This window comes from Pontibacter sp. YIM B11418 (genome assembly GCF_059278805.1).
This window is the reverse complement of the sequence record NZ_JCAEMH010000002.1, coordinates 492355-511811: the sequence shown is the minus strand read 5'-3', so window position 1 is coordinate 511811 and position 19457 is coordinate 492355. Positions and strand designations below refer to the sequence as shown.

The window sequence follows — 19457 nt, the reverse complement described above, 5'->3', positions numbered from 1 at the left end:
TAACTGTTATAAACCATTGACAGGTTTAGCAAGGCTAACTTGCATTGAACTTACAAAGCAGAAAGCTGCATCCTATGCATCCTTGTCGATATTGTGTTGGGGATAGGAGCCCTCGATTTGTGTCAAGAAGAAAAGTAGGTGCCCGCCGCACAGGGTAAGCAATGAAACAACGCTTTTTGCTATACCTGCAATGGCAGTTGCCAAAAGGTAGCGTACCTATACCTATACCTATACCTATACCTGTGCCGGAGGCTCCACTATAATAGACACGAGCGAGGACATTCACTCATCTAAGGACCTGCAGTCCAAGAAAAGGTATAGACTATACCTAGTGTAAGCACCTTTGCGACACCTTCGCATCAAAAGCAATACAACCAAATGTCAATCCCCTCTATTACAGCAACTTAATCCCAAGCAGTCTTGTTGGAACTTATCCTATAAATATTAGCTTGTTTTCTAAGTATTTCTTACTTTTGCCCCTTCATTCGAGTGAATGGCCCCGACAACACGTTCGGGGAAATGTAAAACCAAACCAAACCGGCTTATTGCTCTACGTCGGTGGCTTCTTCAGAGCAGTAAAACATTATGAGTAATTCTCCAGACAATTTTGATTGGGACAAGTTTGAGACCCATGGTTTCGGTGGCGGCTACAGCAAAGACGAGCGCGCTGAAATGGAAAAAATGTATGACGACACCCTGACTACTGTTCAGGAGCAGGAGGTTGTTAAAGGAATCGTGGTAGGCATCACTGAGCGTGACGTGATCCTGAACATCGGTTTCAAGTCTGACGGCCTGGTGCCGGTTTCTGAATTCAGAGACCTGCCTGAGCTGAAAGTGGGCGACGAGGTTGAGGTGTTCATCGAAGACCAGGAAGACCCGAACGGCCAGTTGATCCTTTCCCGCAAGAAAGCGAAGATCGTTAGCGCTTGGGCTAAGATCTATGACGCGCTTGAGAACGACAACGTTCTGGAAGGTGTAGTGAAGAGAAGAACCAAAGGTGGTCTTATCATGGACCTCTACGGTGTTGAAGCCTTCTTGCCAGGTTCTCAGATCGACGTGAAGCCGATCCGTGACTTCGACGTGTTCGTTGGTAAGAAAATGGAAGTGAAAGTTGTGAAAATCAACGCCGCTTTCGACAACGTGGTTGTATCTCACAAAGTACTTATCGAGAAAGACCTGGAGCAGCAGCGTGCAGCCATCCTGAACAACCTGGAAAAAGGTCAGGTTCTGGAAGGTGTTATCAAGAACATGACAAACTTCGGTGTGTTCATCGACCTTGGTGGCGTAGACGGTCTGCTTCACATCACAGATATCTCTTGGGGACGTATTAATCACCCAGAAGAAGTATTGAACCTTGACCAGAAGGTGAACGTGGTAGTGCTTGACTTCGATGATGACAAGAAGCGTATTTCTCTTGGCATGAAGCAGCTTACTCCTCACCCATGGGACGCATTGCCAGCTGAAATTGAAGTTGGCTCACGCGTGAAGGGTAGAATCGTGAACGTGGCTGATTACGGCGCATTCCTGGAGCTTATGCCAGGTGTTGAAGGCCTGATCCACGTTTCTGAAATGAGCTGGTCACAGCACCTGCGCAACCCACAAGACTTCATCAAGCAGAACGACGAAGTTGAGGCAGTTGTGTTGACGCTTGACCGCGAAGAGCGCAAAATGTCTCTGGGCATTAAGCAGCTTACTGAAGATCCTTGGACAAAAGAAGACGTTATCACGAAGTATGCAGTTGGCACGAAGCACACTGGCGTAGTTCGTAACCTGACTAACTTCGGTCTGTTCCTCGAGTTGGAAGAAGGTGTTGACGGTCTGGTACACGTTTCTGACCTGAGCTGGACTAAGAAGATCAAGCACCCATCTGAGTTCGTGAAAGTTGGTGAGAACCTAGACGTAGTTGTTCTGGAGCTGGACGTGGCGAACAGAAGACTGGCCCTTGGTCACAAGCAACTGGAGGAGAACCCTTGGGATACGTTCGAGTCTGTATTCAACATCGGTTCTGTGCACAAAGCTACAGTTCTTGAGAAGTCAGACAGAGGCGCTACACTGGAGCTGCCATATGGCATCGAAGGTTTCTCATTCCCGAAAGGTCTTGCTAAAGAAGACGGTTCTCAGGTAGAGGCAGGCGAAACGCTTGACTTCCGCGTAACTGAATTCTCTAAGGATGACCGTAAGATCATCCTTTCGCACACGGCTACTTACTCTGAGGCTGACAACGCGCGTATCGCGAAGGCCACTAAGAAAGCTGCCCCTGCAGCTGCTGGTGAGAAGAAAGAGAAAGCTCCTAAGGTTCAGAAAGAAGTAGAAAACAAGTCTACTCTTGGTGACCTGGATGCCCTTTCTGCCCTGAAAGAGAAGATGCTGGACAACGAGAAAGAAGCTGGCGTAAAGAAATTGGAAGCTGCTGCCGCTAAAAAGGCAAAAGGTTCTGATGACGAAGCGTCTGCTGAAGAAGAGAACAACGCTTAGTATTAAGCTTGTCCTATAATGAAAGGCCCCGGAGCAATCCGGGGCCTTTTTTTATTATCTATAATAATATATATTTATATAAATTGATTTATGCTTTAAAAAAATTTCAAGCTATGCGCCTCAAGCAAGCTCTCGCAATTCTCTTCATGATTGGTCTCCTTGCTTGTAAAAAGGACGATGACTTACAGATCCGCAAGGACCTTCCTCAACTTCATATAGAGGAAATCATTAATATAGCAAAAAGAGAAGCTGTATACCGACACCAGATCAATTGGGAGGATATCGAAAAAAAAGTGAAGGCAAAGGCAGCTAACGCTAAAACAATAGAGGAAACCTATCCAGCGATTGAGCTGGCCTTAACACTTCTGCAGGAATTTCACAGTATGTACGTAAGCCCAATCGGAGAGATTGTGCATAATCCAGATAGAGGTTGCAATGAAGCTTTTCCTAATCCTGTGCCTAGGGATGAGGAAATTGGGTACATTAAAATCAATAGCATGGCTGGAACTGATCCGAGAGCATTAAACGCTTATGTCAAAGCTATGCATGATTCCATTCAGATTGCTGATGAACGGGAGGTAAAGGGTTGGATAGTCGATTTAAGAGGTAATAGAGGTGGTAATATGTCACCTATGCTGTTAGGGGTTGGCCCTATTTTGGGGAATGGAATTGCAGGTTATTTTGTGGATACTGACGATGTGTGGAAGTGCTGGAAGTATGACGATATCGGCCGACTCTCCGTTTGCTCGACTAGCAAAGAAAACGGGGGAAGTATGAAACATGAGGAGGCATATAGACTAATAAGGACTAACGTTAACCCTTACCCTAAAGTAGCGCTACTGGTCGATGGTGAGGTTGCCAGTTCAGGGGAAATAGTGTTTATATCATTTATAGGCAGGCTAAACACCCGTAGTTTTGGAAGCCCAAGCTGCGGCGCATCTACTGAGTTGCGATCATATCGTCTTAACAATGGTGCACATTTAATGTTAGCCAGAGCTCTATTTGCTGATAGAAACCTTAAAATGTATGGTAAAGAAGTACTCCCGGATGAAATATTACCTGATAAAGAGGCTGTGGCACGCGCCATAGAGTGGATTAAGGAATAGATATAGGAAAATAGGAATCTCTCCAAACTATGCGAAAAGTAATCTTAGACCTAGCCGTAACTCTCGACGGATATATCGAAGGGCCCAATGGCGAAATAGACTGGTGTATCCTGGACGACGACATGGACTTTCAAGGCTTCTTGGCAGGTATAGACATGATCCTTTACGGGCGGGTGAGTTATGATATGTGGGGGAACTACGAGGCAGAGGAAAACGCAAATGAATCAGAGAAAGCCATCTGGGAAGCCGTGCATTCTAAAGAGAAGATCGTTTTCTCCAGTCAGCAGCGGCAGGATAGCAAGACCACCTTTATTTCCTCCGCTATACCTGAAAAGGTTACCGAGATGAAACAGCAGGACGGTAAAGACATTTGGTTGTATGGAGGATCAAAACTCATCACGACTTTTATCCATAATGGGTTAATTGACATTTACCGCATTTCCGTGCATCCAACCGTATTAGGAGCAGGCAAACCGCTGTTTCAAGACCTGAAGGAAAGGATAAATCTCAACCTGACAGAGGTGAACAGGTTCAGATCCGGGGTGGTGCAGCTGATTTACGAGCATAAGGGCTGAATAACAAACTGTTAGACAGGTATACCTGGCGCATTCTTCAGCGCGTAAATTATTTAATCATGTATAAGATGAAAAGCTCTAGTTGAGTTCAATATCCAAATTAAAGAATCCCTCAAAATCAGAATAACTCCATGAACCCATACCTGGAAATTCTTCCCGAAGTGCAGCAGGCCCTGACCGATGGTAAGCCCGTTGTAGCGCTGGAGTCGACGATTATCGCGCATGGAATGCCGTACCCGCAGAACGTGCAGACGGCTTTAGAGGTAGAGGCAGTGGTACGGGAAGCAGGCGCTATACCTGCCACCATCGCCATTCTTAATGGCAAGTGCTGTGTGGGCCTAACGCAGCAGCAGATCGAGCACCTGGGGCAGGCAACAGATGTTTGGAAAGTGAGTTTGGTGGATATGCCTTATGTCATCAGTCAGCGACTTGATGGCGCTACGACCGTGGCAACCACCATGCGCATTGCCGCCATGGCAGGTATACGGGTGTTCGTGACGGGCGGAACCGGAGGCGTGCACCGGGGCGCTGAGACGACGATGGATATTTCGGCAGACCTAACTGAAATGGGGCATACCTCCGTTGCGGTGGTGTCGGCTGGTGTTAAGTCCATCCTGGATATCGGGCTGACGCTGGAGTACCTCGAAACACAAGGTATACCGGTTGTTACTTTCGGGCAGGATGCCTTCCCTAGCTTTTACTCCCGCCAAAGTGGCTTTGCCTCTCCCTTGCGACTGGATTCTCCCCGTGAAATAGCTGATCTGTTGCGTATAAAGTGGAATCTGGGTCTGAATGGAGCTGTGCTAATTGCTAATCCTATACCTGAAAAGTTTGAAGTGCCAGCTCCTGAAATGGAATGGTACATTACCCAGGCCCTGCATGCCGCCGCGCAGCAGCACATCAAAGGCAAAGCCGTTACTCCTTTTCTCTTAAAGTATATCGCCGAGCACAGCCAAGGCGAAAGCCTCGAAGCCAATATTGCCCTGATCAAGCACAATGCCCGACTGGGCGCAGAGCTGGCCGCTGCTTATACCCAGGTTAAGGTATAGTTTGAGTCCTGCTATACCTATTTGGTTGGGACAGTCTCTGGCTTGGCAAAACCACTGACAGGTGTTTTCTTCTCTTGTGGAAGAGCATGACCTGACCGCTGCTTATACCAAGTCTTGAGATGGCTCACAGCCGGTTTTTCAATATAGGTTGTGATCAGCCAGGCTGCAGTGAGCGAAATGGCCAGCGGCGGCACAATCACCAGCAGGCTGTCGCCGAACAGGTGCCGGGTCTCGTTTATGATCACGTAGCCGATAAACTGGTGGATCAGGTATAGCGCGTAGGAAATGCTCCCTAAAAAGAGCAGTACCTTGTTCACCAGGAAATCCATTTTGCCCATCAGCCCCAGGTAAAAGACAGCGAAGAATGAAATCACCACCAGAGTATGCGGCAGTCCCTCCGGCAGGTATAGGGCCACAATGGCAGCGATGCTGAACAGCAGATGTCCGAGGATAATGTTTTTCTTTTCAGGTTGCTTCATGAGCAGGTAGAAGAGGATTCCCGCATAAAAGAACACGCCGTGATAGAGGTTGAGCAGCGCACCAACCGGACCAAAGCTGAACGCATACTTGTGCACCAGACTCAGCAGCACCCAAACCGGACCTACCCACAAGATGCGCTTCAGGTTGTTGGTCATGAACAAACCGAGCATCATCAGATAAAACATCCACTCCGAGAAGAGCGACCAGTATACCCCGTCCACATCCGGCACGCGGGCCAACTTCTGGAACATGGTCAGGTTCACGAGCATGTCTGTAAAGGTGGTCTCGAAGCCGGGCAGTCCGAAGGTCTGCACCACCACAAAGGTCGTGATCATGCTGAACCAGTAGGTCGGGTAGAGTCGAATACCCCGGTTAAAGAGAAATTCGCTGCCACTCTTGATTCTGTCGAAGCTGAAGAAGATCACAAAGCCGGAGATCATAAAGAAAAGCTCTACCCCGAACAAGCCATAGTCGAAGTCGAAGGAAGGAGAGAAGCGGTGGCCGTACAGGCTGCGATAAACGGAAGTATAGTGGAAGAGGGCCACTGAGAGTGCGGCAATGCCCCTTAATGCGTCAAGGAATAGAAGTCTGTTCATAAAGGTAATCGTTACGGGCTCTGAAGGTATAGGGCCGTAGCCTGGTTCCTTCCGCACCGCTAACTGGCTGATACGGCCAGAATTTATAGAGTGTTATTGTAAAGGGTAACAGCCCAAACAAGCCTGGGTACGGCTGCCTGGCCGTGTCTGTTTCGGACTATGCCGGATGTGCATAGCGGTTTTTCAGAATATACCTGGAAAGAAGCGATAAAGTTATGGCAGGCGCCAAGAGTTTTTAAGCAGGCGGAATTGACCGTATGTCGGATGGGTTTTGGTTTTGCGGCACCTTTTTGGTAGCTTGTCGGTTGTAACAAAAGCGCCATGGTCTGCCAAATGGATGGCAGGGGCAGAAGGCTGCACAATTTTTAAATCATTGCATGAAAACTACCGTTAATGTACTGCTGGCTGCTGCCCTGATTGGTTTTAGCGCTTGCTCAGAAGACAATAAGACAACCAGCACAGCTGCCAGCCAGTCAACCACTGCACCAACAAGCAGTAACGCTGCTACAGCTGCACCAGCAGGCAACGTAGCCCTGAATCCGGAGCACGGTCAGCCGGGCCACCGCTGCGATATCGAAGTGGGCGCACCGCTAAACCTGCCAGCACAGCCCAGACTGACGGCACCGCAGCCTGCTTTCCAGCCGCAGGTATCTGGTTCTGTTGCCGCCGGCACCAACCCGCCTCACGGCCAGCCTGGTCATGACTGCGCTGTACCGGTAGGAGCTCCGCTTCCTAAATAATCTTACGCATTCTATTTAAAAAATAAGGGGCTTATACTTAGCGCTATACCTGATAGCGCTTAAAAAATATAGCCTGATTGTTTGATAAGCATACATCTCTGCTTATATTTGCACTCCAATCAGGGTAACGTGGCCGAGTGGCTAGGCTCAGCTCTGCAAAAGCTGCTACAGCGGTTCGAATCCGCTCGTTACCTCTTCTTAATCGCCCGGTCGGTATTCCTGACCGGGCGATTTTTTTGCCTTTCATTCTAAATCCCACTTTACTTAGCATCACAAGCCATGGCGCGAGCGTCCATGCTCGTGTCTGCTATAGTGGGGCCTCTGGCCCAGGTATAGGTATAGCTTGCTTATGCAGGTATAGGAACCTATTTTGTTTTATAGCTTGCCCTGGCCGGGCGGGCCTTACTTTTTTCCTTGATGAAAAAAGTAAGCAAAAAAATCAAGACGATTTTAAACTCGCTGACCGCTCAAACACAAAATCGTCGTTGGTGCACTTGGCACCATTGTCTGCTCCGTTGTTTCAGTGCAAGTAAGTCTTGCCATACCTACCACTGGTTTGTGACAGTAATTACAACGAGTTATACTTATAAATTGGCACCGGCGGGAAGTCCCCCTTTGAAGGGGGCAGGGGGATGTTAATCGTGCACACTCCTTCCCCTGTTTTGGGGGTAGGGGCCCTCGATAAAAGGGGAAGGTTGGGATGGTGTTAATTTCCTACAAAACCTATACCTGAAGAATTGGTAGCAGTAGCATAAAATCCCCCTCCAGTTTTGGAGGTAGGGGCTCTCTACAAAAGAAGCTGCTAGGGAAGGTAATTTCACTATATATACCCACCACAAGCCTCTATCTCTTTACCCAATCCATCTCTGAGGCCTTTCTATACCTAAGTAATTATCACCCAATAACTTTAATTCGGTTGTGCTGTTTTTTCTAAACGGGCTATATCCTTTGTCAAAGTATAACGTATTGCAAGCAGGCAATTTCACGGTTGCCGTATATCTCAATACCTACAACATATCTGACAGGCAAAACAAGCTGCTTACCCATTCCCATGAAGATTACAGACTTGCGCATCATGCGCGGACCAAATTACTGGTCTGTTGAACATCCCAAAATTATCGTACTGAAGCTGGACCTGGAAGAACTGGCTGATACCCTTACCGACGAAGTACCCGGCTTTGCTGTTCGATTACAGCGAATGTTTCCCGAAATGTACAATCATCGCGCCTCCGAAGGCGTGGCAGGCGGCTTCTTTAAGTCAGTGGAGGAAGGGACTACCTTTGGCCACGTGCTGCAGCACATCGCCCTGGAACTACAAACACTGGCAGGTATGGAGAGCGGCTACGGGCGCTGTTACATGGCGCACGAACAGGGCACGCACTTCGTCATTTTCTCTTACCAGGAGGAGCGCGCCGGAGAGTATGCTGCTCATGCTGCACTCCGCATCACCGAAGCCCTGATCAAAGGCGAGAGGTATAAACTTGATGAAGACATAGACCGGCTGCACCAGATCCGGGAAGATGAGTACTTCGGCCCGAGCACTTACTCGATTGTATCAGAAGCGCAGAGCCGCGGTATACCTTATATCCGCCTCAACCGGCACTCGCTCATACAGCTGGGCTATGGCGTCAACCAGAAGCGCATTCAGGCCACCATGACCTGTGGCACTGCCTGCTTTGCCGTGGAGATAGCCGGTGATAAAAACGCCACTAAGGAACTGCTCGACGAAGCCGGTATACCTGTTCCGAAAGGCACTATCGTGTATGATCAGGAGGAATTGAAGCAAGCGGTTGACCGGTTGGGCTACCCGCTGGTGCTTAAACCACTCGACGGCAACCATGGCAAAGGCGCCACCATCAACATTACCAATTGGAAAGATGCGCTCAAAGGACTGGCTTCAGCGCAGCAATTCTCAGAGGGTGTGATCGTCGAGCGCTACATTCAGGGTTTCGATTTCCGCTTGCTGGTCATCAATAAAAAGTTTGTGGCGGCTGCGAAACGTACGCCGGCCATGGTAACCGGAGACGGTACCTCTACAATAAAGCAGCTGGTAGATCGGGAGAACAAAGACCCGAGAAGGGGTGTGGGGCACGAAAAAGCGCTTACCCGCATTAAAATTGATCAGCAAACCAAAAATATTTTAAAGGCCAAAGAGCTTACTACTCAATCGGTTCTGCCTGCAGGCGAGGTGCTATACCTGAAAAGTACGGCGAACATAAGTACTGGAGGCACTGCAACTGACGTTACTGACTTAGTAGATCCTTACAACATCCTGATGGCAGAGCGAATTGCCGGTCTGGTGGGGCTGGATATCTGCGGCATCGACGTGATGACAACTGACATTGCCATCCCGCTGAACGAAGCGGGCGGAGCGGTACTGGAAGTGAATGCGGCGCCTGGTTTCCGGATGCACATTTCACCGACTTTCGGACTGCCGCGCAACGTAGCCGAGCCGGTCATTGACATGCTTTTTCCGCATACAAAACCGGCCCGCATCCCGATTGTTGCGGTAACAGGCACTAACGGGAAGACGACCACGACGCGCCTGATCGCGCACATGGTCAAGAGCAAAGGCTACCAGGTAGGGTATACTACCACTGAGTGTATTTACATACAGGACAAACTGCTCGAGAAAGGCGACACCACCGGGGCTTACAGTGCTCAGTTTGTGCTCAAGGACCCGACTGTAAATTTTGCAGTGCTGGAGTGTGCCCGTGGCGGCTTGTTGCGCTCAGGGCTGGGCTTCGATCAGTGCGACATCGGCATCGTGACCAATGTAAGCTCCGATCACCTGGGTCTGCGCGACATCCATACCCTGGAGGACCTGGCTAATGTGAAGTCGGTAATCCCGAAAAGCGTGAGCAAGGACGGATACGCCATCCTGAACGCAGATGATGACCTGGTATACGCCATGGCGGAGGACCTGAAGTGCAAGGTGGCTTTCTTCAGTATGGACGAGAACAACCCGCGCATACTCAAGCACATTGCGAAAGGCGGACTGGCGGCTGTTTTTGAAAACGGGTACATCTCGATCTTCAAAAACAGTTACAAGATCAGGATTGATCGGGTGGGGGATGTGCCGCTGACCTTCGGAGGAAAAGCGAAATTTAATATAGAGAACATACTGGCCGCCGCGTTGGCCGGCTATGTATCGCATTTTGACATAGAAGACATTAAGCGTGCCCTGCGCACCTTTATACCTTCACCGGATAAAACGCCGGGTCGCATGAACCTGTTCCAGTTCCCGAACTTCGAGGTGCTGGTGGACTACGCGCACAACGTGGGCGGACTGAAGGCCATAGGCGGCTTTATGGAAGACTTGGACGTGTCGCGCAAGGTTGGCATCATAGCCGGTGTTGGTGACCGTAGAACGCAGGATTTCTACGAGTTAGGCCAAGTGGCAGGGGAGATCTTCGACGAGATCATCATTCGTCTCGACAATGACCTGCGCGGAAAGACAGCCGAAGAGATTACTTTGCCAATGCTGCAAGGTATAGAGGATGTGGCGCCGCACAAGCAGGTGAAGGTGATACCGGAAGAAATGCGCGCTATCGCTTATGCGCTTGAAAACGCTGAACCAGGCTCTTTTGTGGCGATTTTCACTGAAGATGTGCACGAATCGGTGAAGATGGTGGAGAGCTTTAAAGTAATACAACACCGCAGCAGTATGCTGGTGGAATAAAGATTTTCTTGTTGATTAAATTCTAACGCCTGCGTTAGAGAATTTCATGTGAACGATGGACTAAAACCCTTTCCTCAGGAAAGGGTTTTTTTATGGATATACCTATACCTATACCTATCTGAGGCTTGGACATAAAAAAAGCCCCGGCCAAACAGACCGGGGCATTCAGACTTAAGGGCTTAAATGTTATTTCAGTACAAAGCTGGTTGTTCCGATCAGGTAACCGTCAGCGTAAAGTTCAATGGTATGCTGGCCTTTTTTGTACTCGGCGTTTTTGCTGTACACAAAGCTCACCTGCTGTTGCGTGTTATCAAACACGATGTCACGCTTGGCAGTGTAGTACATGTCCTGTCCATCGATATCGAAAGAACCTGAACCAGTAGACAGGTTATACAAGGCTGCTCCGTCCGGTTCGATCAGACGCATGTAGATCGTCTTCGGCTCGCGTGGTGCCACGTCGTTTTTGCCCAGGTTAAAGGCTACACGAATCTTTTCCACGTTTCTGATTCTGAACTCGTTGTCTTTATCATCCAGCTCTTTGCCGCGCTTGTTTACTATCTGTACATTCATACGCTGTGCTTCGAGTCTGGAAGCTACTTTTACTTTTTCCACCAGATTATCGTTAGTCGACTTCATAGTGGTCAGGCTGTCGCTTAGGCGGTTTTGCGTTGTTTTGAGCGATGTGTTTTCCGTGAAGAGCACTTCATTATTCTGCTTGAGCGTAGCAATCTCCTGGTCTTTCTGCTTCAGTTGCTGCTCAAAGGCCGTTGCACGGTCGCGGAAACGGCGCTGGTCAGCTAAACTGTAGCTGCTTTTACGAAAGCCGCGCAGTTGGGTCAGGTCAGACGAAATAGAGGCAATCTGGGCTTCCAGTGAGTCATTTTCAAGTCCCATCGCCTGAAGTTCCTGGCTCTGACGCTCGAAGTCGGCCTTCAGGGCTTCGTAAACTTTTATCTGGTTCTCCAGTTCTTTATCTTTCACACGGATCACCTCGGCCTGCTCCTCGTTTTTCTCTTTTTTCTGATAATTCATGTAAAGCAGGATGCCATTGATACTGATCAGGATGACAAGGAGGCCACTAATCAAAAGTTTGCGGTTGCTTCGTTTTTCAGAAGGGTTCATGGGCTGATGTTCGTTTTGGGTGTCTTTTTTTTCCAGCGTACTCATAAGTTAAGCTTTTAATGTCTGGAATGGTGCGTATGCGAGTTTCAAATTTAAGACTTTTGTGCTATTATCATACAACATGAAACAAGAATTTAATGCCGACTACTGGCAAAACCGCTACCAACTGGGCCAGACGGGTTGGGATGTTGGGGCTATAACGCCGCCACTCCGCGAATATTTTGATCAGTTGCCTAACACTGGCCAACATATACTGGTTCCGGGCTGCGGCAATGCCTACGAAGCGGAGTATTTATTCCGGAAAGGCTTTGTGCATACCTATGTAGCCGATGTTGCCGAGGCGCCCCTGCAACGCTTTTCCGAACGGGTACCTGACTTTCCCAAAGACCAATTGCTGCTGCAGGACTTTTTTAAACTTGAAGGCAAATTCGACCTGATCGTCGAGCAAACCTTCTTTTGCGCGATCGAACCGAAGCGCCGAGCTGACTACGCCCGAAAATGTGCTGATCTGCTTGTGCCAGGAGGAAAATTGGTCGGCCTGCTCTTCGATACGACGTTTGAGCACGCCGGCCCACCTTTCGGCGGCAGCCGCGAAGAGTACCGCACTTATTTTGAGCCCTACTTTGAGTTCCTGTATTTCGAAACTGCCTACAACTCCATTCCGCCGCGGCAGGGGAGGGAGCTATTTGTAGAGTTGAGGAGTTTGAGAGATTAACCTGTAGGGACAGGTCGCGACCTGTCCGAATCGTGCACAGGTATAATTTGTCAGAATCAGTATTCACTCATTCACACAATCACCAATTCACTCATTTCTTTATTCCCCCGCATCTGACTAAATTTGCAGACCGAAAGGTATAAACCAAGCAATTAACCATGTTCGAAATACCGAAATTAAAACATACTGGCTCCGGCAACTTCTTCCTGATGGCTGGGCCTTGCGCAATTGAAGGCGAGGAAATGGCCCTGCAGATCGCCGAGTGCCTTGTTACGATCACAGATAAACTGGAGATTCCGCTGATCTTTAAAGGCTCTTACCGCAAAGCTAACCGCTCCCGCCTGGATTCTTTTACAGGTATAGGCGACGAAAAAGCGCTGCGCATTTTACAGAAAGTAAGCCAGACCTTTGACATCCCTACCGTTACCGACATTCACGAAAGCAACGAAGCAGCCATGGCGGCTGAGTATGTGGACGTGCTGCAGATCCCGGCTTTCCTGTGTCGCCAGACCGATTTGCTCGTAGCTGCTGCTAAAACCGGCAAGGTGGTGAACATCAAAAAAGGACAGTTCCTCTCCGGTGAGGCCATGCGCTTTGCTGTGGACAAAGTACGCGAGTCAGGAAATGACAAAGTGATCCTGACTGACCGTGGTAACAGCTTTGGCTATTCTGATATGATCGTGGACTTCCGCAACCTGCCTGAAATGCAGACGAATGGCGTGCCAGTAGTGATGGACGTGACCCATTCGTTGCAGCAGCCGAACCAAAGCTCCGGTGTGACAGGCGGCAAACCAGCTCTGATCGAAACCATTGCCAAAGCCGCCATTGCTGTTGGGGCCGACGGTCTGTTCATCGAAACGCATCCGCAGCCATCTGTGGCTAAGTCAGACGGAGCCAACATGCTGCCGCTGGACCAGCTCGAAGATCTGCTCAACAAACTGGTACGCATCCGTCAGGCTATTCGCTAAAAAGCTGATAAACGTATAAAAGGAGAGCATTGACGGTGGTTGATGCTCTCCTTATTTCTTTAGATTATACCTATGACCATACCTGCCCATACCCCCGAGTGGGAAGTTTATTTCTGTGATATTAACGAGTGTCCGGCCTGTGTGAGTATCGATCTGGCTTTCGAAAATCTGGCTCCTATACCTGATAAAGACCGTGCTTTTGAACTGGTTGTCGCGTTGCAGCAACCTGACGAAGACGGCTTTCCGGAAGATGAAGCCGAGTGGGAGCAGCTGGAGGCGATAGAAGAAGCGCTGGTGGAGGAGTTTCAGAACTCGCTGCAGGCCGCTTTTGTGGGCAAACTGCTGCACGACGGCAAACGCAGCTTTTATTTCTACAGCGGACAGGAGGCTTTGCCCGAGGTGATCGCCACCAACATCATGCAGCAATTTCCGGCTTATACCTTCGCTTCCAACACCCTCCATGACCCGGATTGGGGCCTATACCTGGACTTCCTGTTCCCGGAACCTGCTGATATGCAAAGTATCAAAAACAGCCGCATTTTGCGCATGATGGAGGAGCAGGGAGACGAACACTACATTCCACGCCCAGTGTCGCACTTCATAAGTTTCGCAACGGAAGGGGACCGTGCGGCTTTTAAAAGCGAGGCAGAAGGAGCGGGCTATGCCCTGGTGCAGGAGGGTGAGAACCAAAATGAGACAGATGTTCCGTTCAGCGTCGTGATAGCAAAAGTACAGGCTGTTACCGAAGAAGAAATCCATACAACTACCTTAGGGCTTTGGCAGTTAGCTGAGGAGTTTAAGGGCGTGTATGGCGGCTGGCAGGCGCAGGTGGTGAAGGAGAACGATTAATACAGCAGCGTAAAATGCTCTTTCGGCTGCGTTTTACGGAAGAATACTAGCCCGATGTAGAATAAGTCGACGGTTTGGCATACCTGCGGGTGCTGCTTGATTTCCTGCCAGGCCTGCTTCATTTCGGGTGACCAATACAGATCATCTACCACAAACACGCTGTTCTCATGGTGCTTGCTGAGGCAGGCTTCGAAATAGCGCATGGTGGGTTCGTAGCGGTGGTTTCCGTCAAAAAAGGCAAAGTCCAACTGCTCCACTTGCTGCAGTTGCTGCGGCAGTGTATCATCCAGGTTGCCGATCACCTGCTGCACGTGCTGCAGACCCAGCTTTTCAAAATTTGTTTTCGCTTCCATTGCGATGGACGGGCAGCCCTCGAAGGTATAGACATTTGCCTCTTTGTTTCCCATTGCCAGGTATGAGGTGGTGATGCCAAGAGAAGTGCCCAAGTCAAAAATAGTGGTAGGTTGAAAATGTGCTACCAGCCTGAAAAGGAGCTGCGCATATTTGGCGGGTTTGGCAGAAGTGCGGGCAATGTAGCTGATCTTGCGGTTTTTCTTCAGTCCAGCCTTAGGCCCTGCCCCAAAATCTGTGACAGGTATAGCGCGATCTTCAAGAAGCAGTGCACTGCGTAATTCCTCAATTAGGGCATATGAATAATAGTCACCTTCGTGCAGAATCACGTTCTGGTAAAGATCAAAAACGAAAGGGGAGTGAACGCCGTGCAGCTTAAAAGCCCTGAGGCGGTAGAGCAGGTAATTTGCCGCAAGGTGGAAGGGGAGCAATTTTTGAATTGTTAAATTGTTGATGGTTGAATTGTTGTTTCACTATGTAAGCAATCCTTCTGTGATAACCACAGATTGTGAGAAACTACAAATTTAAAGGTATAGCCGAATTATCAATGAAACAATTGATTCAGGTATGGAGGATTTAACAATTAAGCAATTAACAAATATGTAGGTATAGCGAGATCAACAATCAGCAATTAAACAGGTATAGCGAAAACAGCAATACAACCATCAGTTCAGCTTATAAGGAACAATGAGCGAAAACTCAGGTATAGTCACATGAAATTTTTTGCCGTCGACCATGCGCTCCATCAGGTAAGTACCGCGCATTTTGCCCATACCTGTCTTCAGGTTGCAGCCTGACACATACTCATGCGACTCGCCGGGCTCCAGCACGGGCTGCTGGCCTACCACACCTTCTCCTTCCACTTCACGCATCGTGCCGGTGGCGTCGTGTATGTACCAGTGGCGGCGCAAAAGCTTCACCGTGAACTCACTGTTATTCTCTATACTGATCTTATAAGCAAATACGAAGTGCTGCTGTACCGGACTGGAGTAATCGGGCAGGTAGTTGGTCGTGACCGTTACTTTTACTCCTTCTGTAGTTTTTGTATCCATGTTACAGAGTTTTTTGTATAATTAGAATCTGTTTCAGGTATAGCCTTCTGGGGCCTGCTACCTGTTACCAGTCAAACCCCATACCCCTACAGACTAGCATGAATGTAAAGATAGAAGAAAGCTGGCAGAAAATCCTGCAAGATGAGTTTGAAAAGCCTTATTTCAAAAACCTTGTGTCATTTGTTAAAGACGAGTACACCTCACAAAAAGTTTACCCGCCCGGTAACCAGATCTTTAATGCTTTTGAACACTGCCCGTTTGATCAGGTAAAAGTAGTTATTTTAGGACAAGACCCCTATCATGGACCTAATCAAGCAAACGGATTGGCTTTTTCGGTGAAGGATGGTGTGCGTATACCTCCCTCGCTGGTCAACGTTTTCAAGGAGATCAAAAACGACCTCGGCAAAGATCTGCCGACTACCGGAAATCTCGAACGCTGGGCGGAGCAAGGCGTTCTTTTACTCAACGCTACCCTGACAGTGCGTGCCGGTGATGCAGGTTCGCACCAGAAAAAGGGTTGGGAAGAGTTTACCGATGCCGTGGTCCGCAAAGTGAATGACCTGAAAACCGGTGTCGTGTTCATGCTGTGGGGAGCCTATGCGCAGAAAAAAGGCGCTTTTATTGATGAAAGCAAGCACTTGGTACTCAAAGCAGCCCACCCATCACCCTTCGCCGCCGATCGCGGCTTCTTCGGCACGCATCACTTTAGCAAAGCCAATGAATACCTGAGAGCACAGGGCAAAGAGCCAATTGATTGGTAAAAGCTTTTTATACCTGATTCCTTTAATGTTTCGAACCACATTTTGTCATCTCGACGGTAGGAGAGATCTGGATAATTGTAGAATGCTACATGTGATCCAGATTTCTCCCTTTGCTCGAAATGACAATAAAGCCAAACATAAAGTAAAAGGGGCTACAGGTCCCTCTATACCTGGTCACGAGCGAGGACGCTCGCACTGTATACCTTACTTCCAGTTTGCAGTCGAGAACTGAGCCGGGTCAAACCAGCTTGGGTTCACTTTTTTAGGGAAGGAGATGTTGAAGTACTCTTCGCGCAGAAACAACTGGCCGTTGTTTTTGAACACGATCTCCGTCGCCACCATATTCCCCTCTATTTCCTGGTACTTGTTCATCTCCACATCGCGTGCTACGCCGTTGCTGTTCGTTAGAATGCGCACCATGTAAAGGTTCTCTTTGTCTACCCAAAACTGACTGCGACTTTGGTCACTCGGGTCGGTTGTGCCTACCACATAGGTATCGCGGTCCTGCCAGGTAGCTTCCGTAAACTGGCTCAGGTCGAAGTTCAATTCCTGCGCCTTGCTGATGGTAGTGGCAGGATCGTAGAAATACACATCGAAGCTCAGCAACACGAGCGGGTGGATGGAATACTGTTTGTTCACCATCTTGCCTTCCTTAAAGGTATAGACCGTGTCCTGGTTGTAGATCACGCCGTTGCCCGTCTCAAAGCCATCGAAGCGGATGTGCAGGTTGGCGGGATAGCTGTAAATTTCCTGCCAGATCTCTTCACGGCTCACCTGATCATCTTTATAGAAAATAGCCCGCTGGTCGAAGGCAAAGTTCGGATACCACTTGTTTTCCCAGTGGCGGTACATGGCCTCGATCACTTGCTGTCCGGTTTGGGGTTTAGTAGCGGTTGTTGTCATTTTTTGGGTGCAAGCTAGAGTGAGGAAGGGGAGAAGCAGGTATAGAATGCGGGAGATTAGGTTTATTTTCACGGTTTTATCGGGTTTTATTCATTAGGTTTTTAAGCGGTTCTCAGAATTTTCTCCATCTTTTTACCTTTTGCCAACTCGTCCACCAACTTGTCTAAATACCTGACTTGTTTTGTCAGCGTGTTTTCAATTTCTTCGATACGGTAACCACAGATCACTCCTGTTATGAGGTGAGCATTTGGGTTCAATTCTGCCTGCGTAAAGAATGTTTCAAACGTCGCTTTTTGGTCGATCAGTTCTTGAAGTTTATTATCATCAAAGCCTGTCAGCCACTTTATCACCTGATGCAGCTCATCTTTTGTTCTGCCTTTCTTCTCAACTTTTGTGATGTAATGCGGATAAACCGACGCAAAAGTCATCTTGGCTATGCGTTCATTGTGCTCAGGTGTTGTCTTCATCTTTTGTGTTGTAATTGCTGATTGAACAGTTAAGCCCGTAATTTAAAAGTTGGGAGGTTGATAGAGTTATAATCGACTGATTAATAGAGTGCGCTTAAAAGTAACTCCCTTTTGACTGATCGTAAAGGGCTCCATGTCGACAGTAAGTAAATATTGCTCGATTCTTTTTTTAGTTTTTGATAGGATTGAATTCCCAAATTTCTCTTAATGAACTAGAATATTTAGTGGAGCCGGATAATAAATACCCTTTGCCGTTTATTCCAAAACTTGTATTAACAGCCATGCTTGTAGGACAATTTTGAAATTGTATCCAACTATCATTGAGTTGATCATATTTCCAAATTTTATTAGAAACATAACCATCTCCCCATTCAAAATTACTTCCAAGTCCCACATAAGCAGCACCATCAATTACCATACATGCATAAGAATTATATGCATCAGACGGGAGTGGCTTTTTTCTTTCCCATGAATCTGAGAGAGCATCGTACTTCCAAAAAGTATTAAATGCAAATGCCGTTTGACTGATTCCCAGATAACCTGAGTTCTCAATTGTAAACGAAAAATTTCCCCATACTGGGCTAGTTGTTTTGGTAAAATCTTCCGGGAAATCTGCTTTTCGAATCCATGTATCACTATTCGGAAGGTATGACCATAATTTTTGATTTCTATAGCATGATCCTATAAATCCCATTTGATCAAAACTGAAGGTGAAGGCGTAGTCATCACGCTCAATTTTATCCGGAAAATCTGCCTTCTGAATCCAACCATCGCTGTTCGGATTGTATTCATAAAAACCATTTTCTAGTAAGACATAGCCTTTGTTAGAAATGGTAAATGCTTTGGGATATCGGCCTGTACTGTGTGGTAAATATAATGTTTGCCAGGTTTTATTTGATGAGTTAAACTTCAATCCAGTTGATGAGTTTGGATTAAGAATATAGGCATTGTCACCAATGGTGAATGTTGTCGAAGCAGGATTTATGTCATGTGTAAAGTTTAGCTTCAACCAAGGGAAATATAGATCAAATTTATCCTTAGAATTTGCAGGCATACCAGCAGTTATAACTGTGATGTCTACTTGTTCGGGTTCCGTAACTTTAGGTACTTTGACGTATATTTTTGTAGCTGTAGCCGAATCAACTTTTGCAACATGTCGCCCAAATAATACAGTGTTGCTTTTAGCTGAGAATCCAAAATTTATTCCAGTAATTTCAACGCTTGTGCCTGCTGAACCGAACTTAGGATGGAAATCATGAACTTCAGGTGGTTTACTTCCCTCGCTCGTAAAGGACAATTCTGAACCGTAGACAAGCATGCTTTCAGTTCGGATGAATGGCCGAACATAATAAGTTTGACCCTTCACTAAGCCGGAGTTAATTTCCAGCACAAATTTCCCAGTTACTAATTCTGTAGAAATATTTCTAAAATCATCAACATCTATACTTAGGTTTGGATGACTTCCCCATACAAACCCATGAGATGAAGCCTTTTCGTTTCCTAGGCTTTTTACATTAGCGGAGAACTTTGCACCAGACTCAGAAGCGGTTACATCTTCCATTAAAA

17 protein-coding genes and 1 tRNA gene are annotated in these 19457 nt (G+C 47.8%); 11 read left to right on the top strand and 7 right to left on the bottom strand.

Going from position 1 to position 19457, the window contains the following annotated elements; all coding sequences use genetic code 11:
* Positions 1–585: 585 nt before the first annotated feature.
* The 4 genes from rpsA to AC4QZR_RS06605 all read left to right on the top strand — a co-directional run bounded on the left by rpsA (position 586) and on the right by AC4QZR_RS06605 (position 5205).
* Positions 586–2475, top strand: a complete 1890-nt coding sequence (rpsA, locus tag AC4QZR_RS06620) for a 30S ribosomal protein S1 (protein WP_494480194.1) — start codon at positions 586–588, stop codon at positions 2473–2475.
* A 113-nt stretch (positions 2476–2588) separates the two neighbouring features.
* The gene (locus tag AC4QZR_RS06615; protein WP_494480193.1) at positions 2589–3581 is read left to right on the top strand and encodes a S41 family peptidase; all 993 of its coding nucleotides are present in this window, start codon (positions 2589–2591) and stop codon (positions 3579–3581) included.
* A gap of 29 nt (positions 3582–3610) precedes the next feature.
* Entirely contained in the window at positions 3611–4156 is a 546-nt protein-coding gene (locus tag AC4QZR_RS06610) for a dihydrofolate reductase family protein (RefSeq protein WP_494480192.1), read from the top strand.
* Between the two features lie 131 nt (positions 4157–4287).
* Positions 4288–5205, top strand: a complete 918-nt coding sequence (locus AC4QZR_RS06605) for a pseudouridine-5'-phosphate glycosidase (protein WP_494480191.1) — start codon at positions 4288–4290, stop codon at positions 5203–5205.
* Between the two features lie 17 nt (positions 5206–5222).
* Here AC4QZR_RS06605 and AC4QZR_RS06600 read toward each other — a convergent pair whose 3' ends face one another.
* Positions 5223–6281, bottom strand: a complete 1059-nt coding sequence (locus tag AC4QZR_RS06600; protein ID WP_494480190.1) for an acyltransferase family protein — start codon at positions 6279–6281, stop codon at positions 5223–5225.
* A gap of 377 nt (positions 6282–6658) precedes the next feature.
* Here AC4QZR_RS06600 and AC4QZR_RS06595 point away from each other — a divergent pair, with 377 nt between their 5' ends.
* The 3 genes from AC4QZR_RS06595 (at position 6659) to cphA (ending at position 10703) form a co-directional block, all read left to right on the top strand.
* A complete protein-coding gene (locus AC4QZR_RS06595; RefSeq protein WP_494480189.1) occupies positions 6659–7021 on the top strand; it encodes a hypothetical protein in 363 nt (120 codons plus the stop codon).
* 123 nt (positions 7022–7144) lie between these two features.
* Positions 7145–7215: transfer RNA gene (locus AC4QZR_RS06590), tRNA-Cys, on the top strand.
* Positions 7216–8072: 857 nt separating this feature from the next.
* On the top strand, positions 8073–10703 hold the full coding sequence (cphA, locus tag AC4QZR_RS06585) for a cyanophycin synthetase (protein WP_494480188.1): 2631 nt from the start codon (positions 8073–8075) through the stop codon (positions 10701–10703).
* A gap of 186 nt (positions 10704–10889) precedes the next feature.
* On the opposite strand, the gene AC4QZR_RS06580 is transcribed toward cphA, so the two are convergent.
* The gene (locus tag AC4QZR_RS06580; RefSeq protein WP_494480187.1) at positions 10890–11870 is read right to left on the bottom strand and encodes a DUF8428 domain-containing protein; all 981 of its coding nucleotides are present in this window, start codon (positions 11868–11870) and stop codon (positions 10890–10892) included.
* A gap of 76 nt (positions 11871–11946) precedes the next feature.
* On the opposite strand from AC4QZR_RS06580, the gene AC4QZR_RS06575 reads away from it, so the two are divergent.
* From AC4QZR_RS06575 to AC4QZR_RS06565, 3 genes are all read left to right on the top strand, one after another.
* Complete coding sequence (locus AC4QZR_RS06575; protein WP_494480186.1) at positions 11947–12540, top strand: methyltransferase; 594 nt, start codon at positions 11947–11949, stop codon at positions 12538–12540.
* Positions 12541–12698: 158 nt separating this feature from the next.
* Positions 12699–13508 (top strand): 3-deoxy-8-phosphooctulonate synthase, encoded by an 810-nt coding sequence (kdsA, locus tag AC4QZR_RS06570; RefSeq protein ID WP_494480185.1) that lies wholly within the window; start codon positions 12699–12701, stop codon positions 13506–13508.
* Between the two features lie 72 nt (positions 13509–13580).
* Positions 13581–14357, top strand: coding sequence for a DUF695 domain-containing protein (locus tag AC4QZR_RS06565; protein ID WP_494480184.1), 777 nt, complete (start codon positions 13581–13583; stop codon positions 14355–14357).
* Here the strand turns inward: AC4QZR_RS06565 and AC4QZR_RS06560 are convergent.
* Positions 14354–15139: an O-methyltransferase gene (locus AC4QZR_RS06560; protein ID WP_494480183.1), complete on the bottom strand. Its 786-nt coding sequence runs from the start codon at positions 15137–15139 to the stop codon at positions 14354–14356. The two genes, AC4QZR_RS06565 and AC4QZR_RS06560, sit on opposite strands and share 4 nt — an antisense overlap.
* Positions 15140–15373: 234 nt before the next feature.
* A complete protein-coding gene (gene apaG / locus AC4QZR_RS06555; RefSeq protein WP_220624232.1) occupies positions 15374–15760 on the bottom strand; it encodes a Co2+/Mg2+ efflux facilitator ApaG/CorD in 387 nt (128 codons plus the stop codon).
* Positions 15761–15858: 98 nt separating this feature from the next.
* On the opposite strand from apaG, the gene ung reads away from it, so the two are divergent.
* Positions 15859–16521: a uracil-DNA glycosylase gene (gene ung, locus AC4QZR_RS06550; protein ID WP_494480182.1), complete on the top strand. Its 663-nt coding sequence runs from the start codon at positions 15859–15861 to the stop codon at positions 16519–16521.
* Between the two features lie 204 nt (positions 16522–16725).
* Here ung and AC4QZR_RS06545 read toward each other — a convergent pair whose 3' ends face one another.
* From AC4QZR_RS06545 to AC4QZR_RS06535, 3 genes are all read right to left on the bottom strand, one after another.
* A complete protein-coding gene (locus AC4QZR_RS06545; RefSeq protein ID WP_494480181.1) occupies positions 16726–17496 on the bottom strand; it encodes a LolA-like protein in 771 nt (256 codons plus the stop codon).
* A 29-nt stretch (positions 17497–17525) separates the two neighbouring features.
* Entirely contained in the window at positions 17526–17891 is a 366-nt protein-coding gene (locus tag AC4QZR_RS06540) for a DUF2200 domain-containing protein (RefSeq protein WP_494480180.1), read from the bottom strand.
* A 169-nt stretch (positions 17892–18060) separates the two neighbouring features.
* Entirely contained in the window at positions 18061–19452 is a 1392-nt protein-coding gene (locus AC4QZR_RS06535; protein ID WP_494480179.1) for an IPT/TIG domain-containing protein, read from the bottom strand.
* Positions 19453–19457 lie beyond the last annotated feature (5 nt).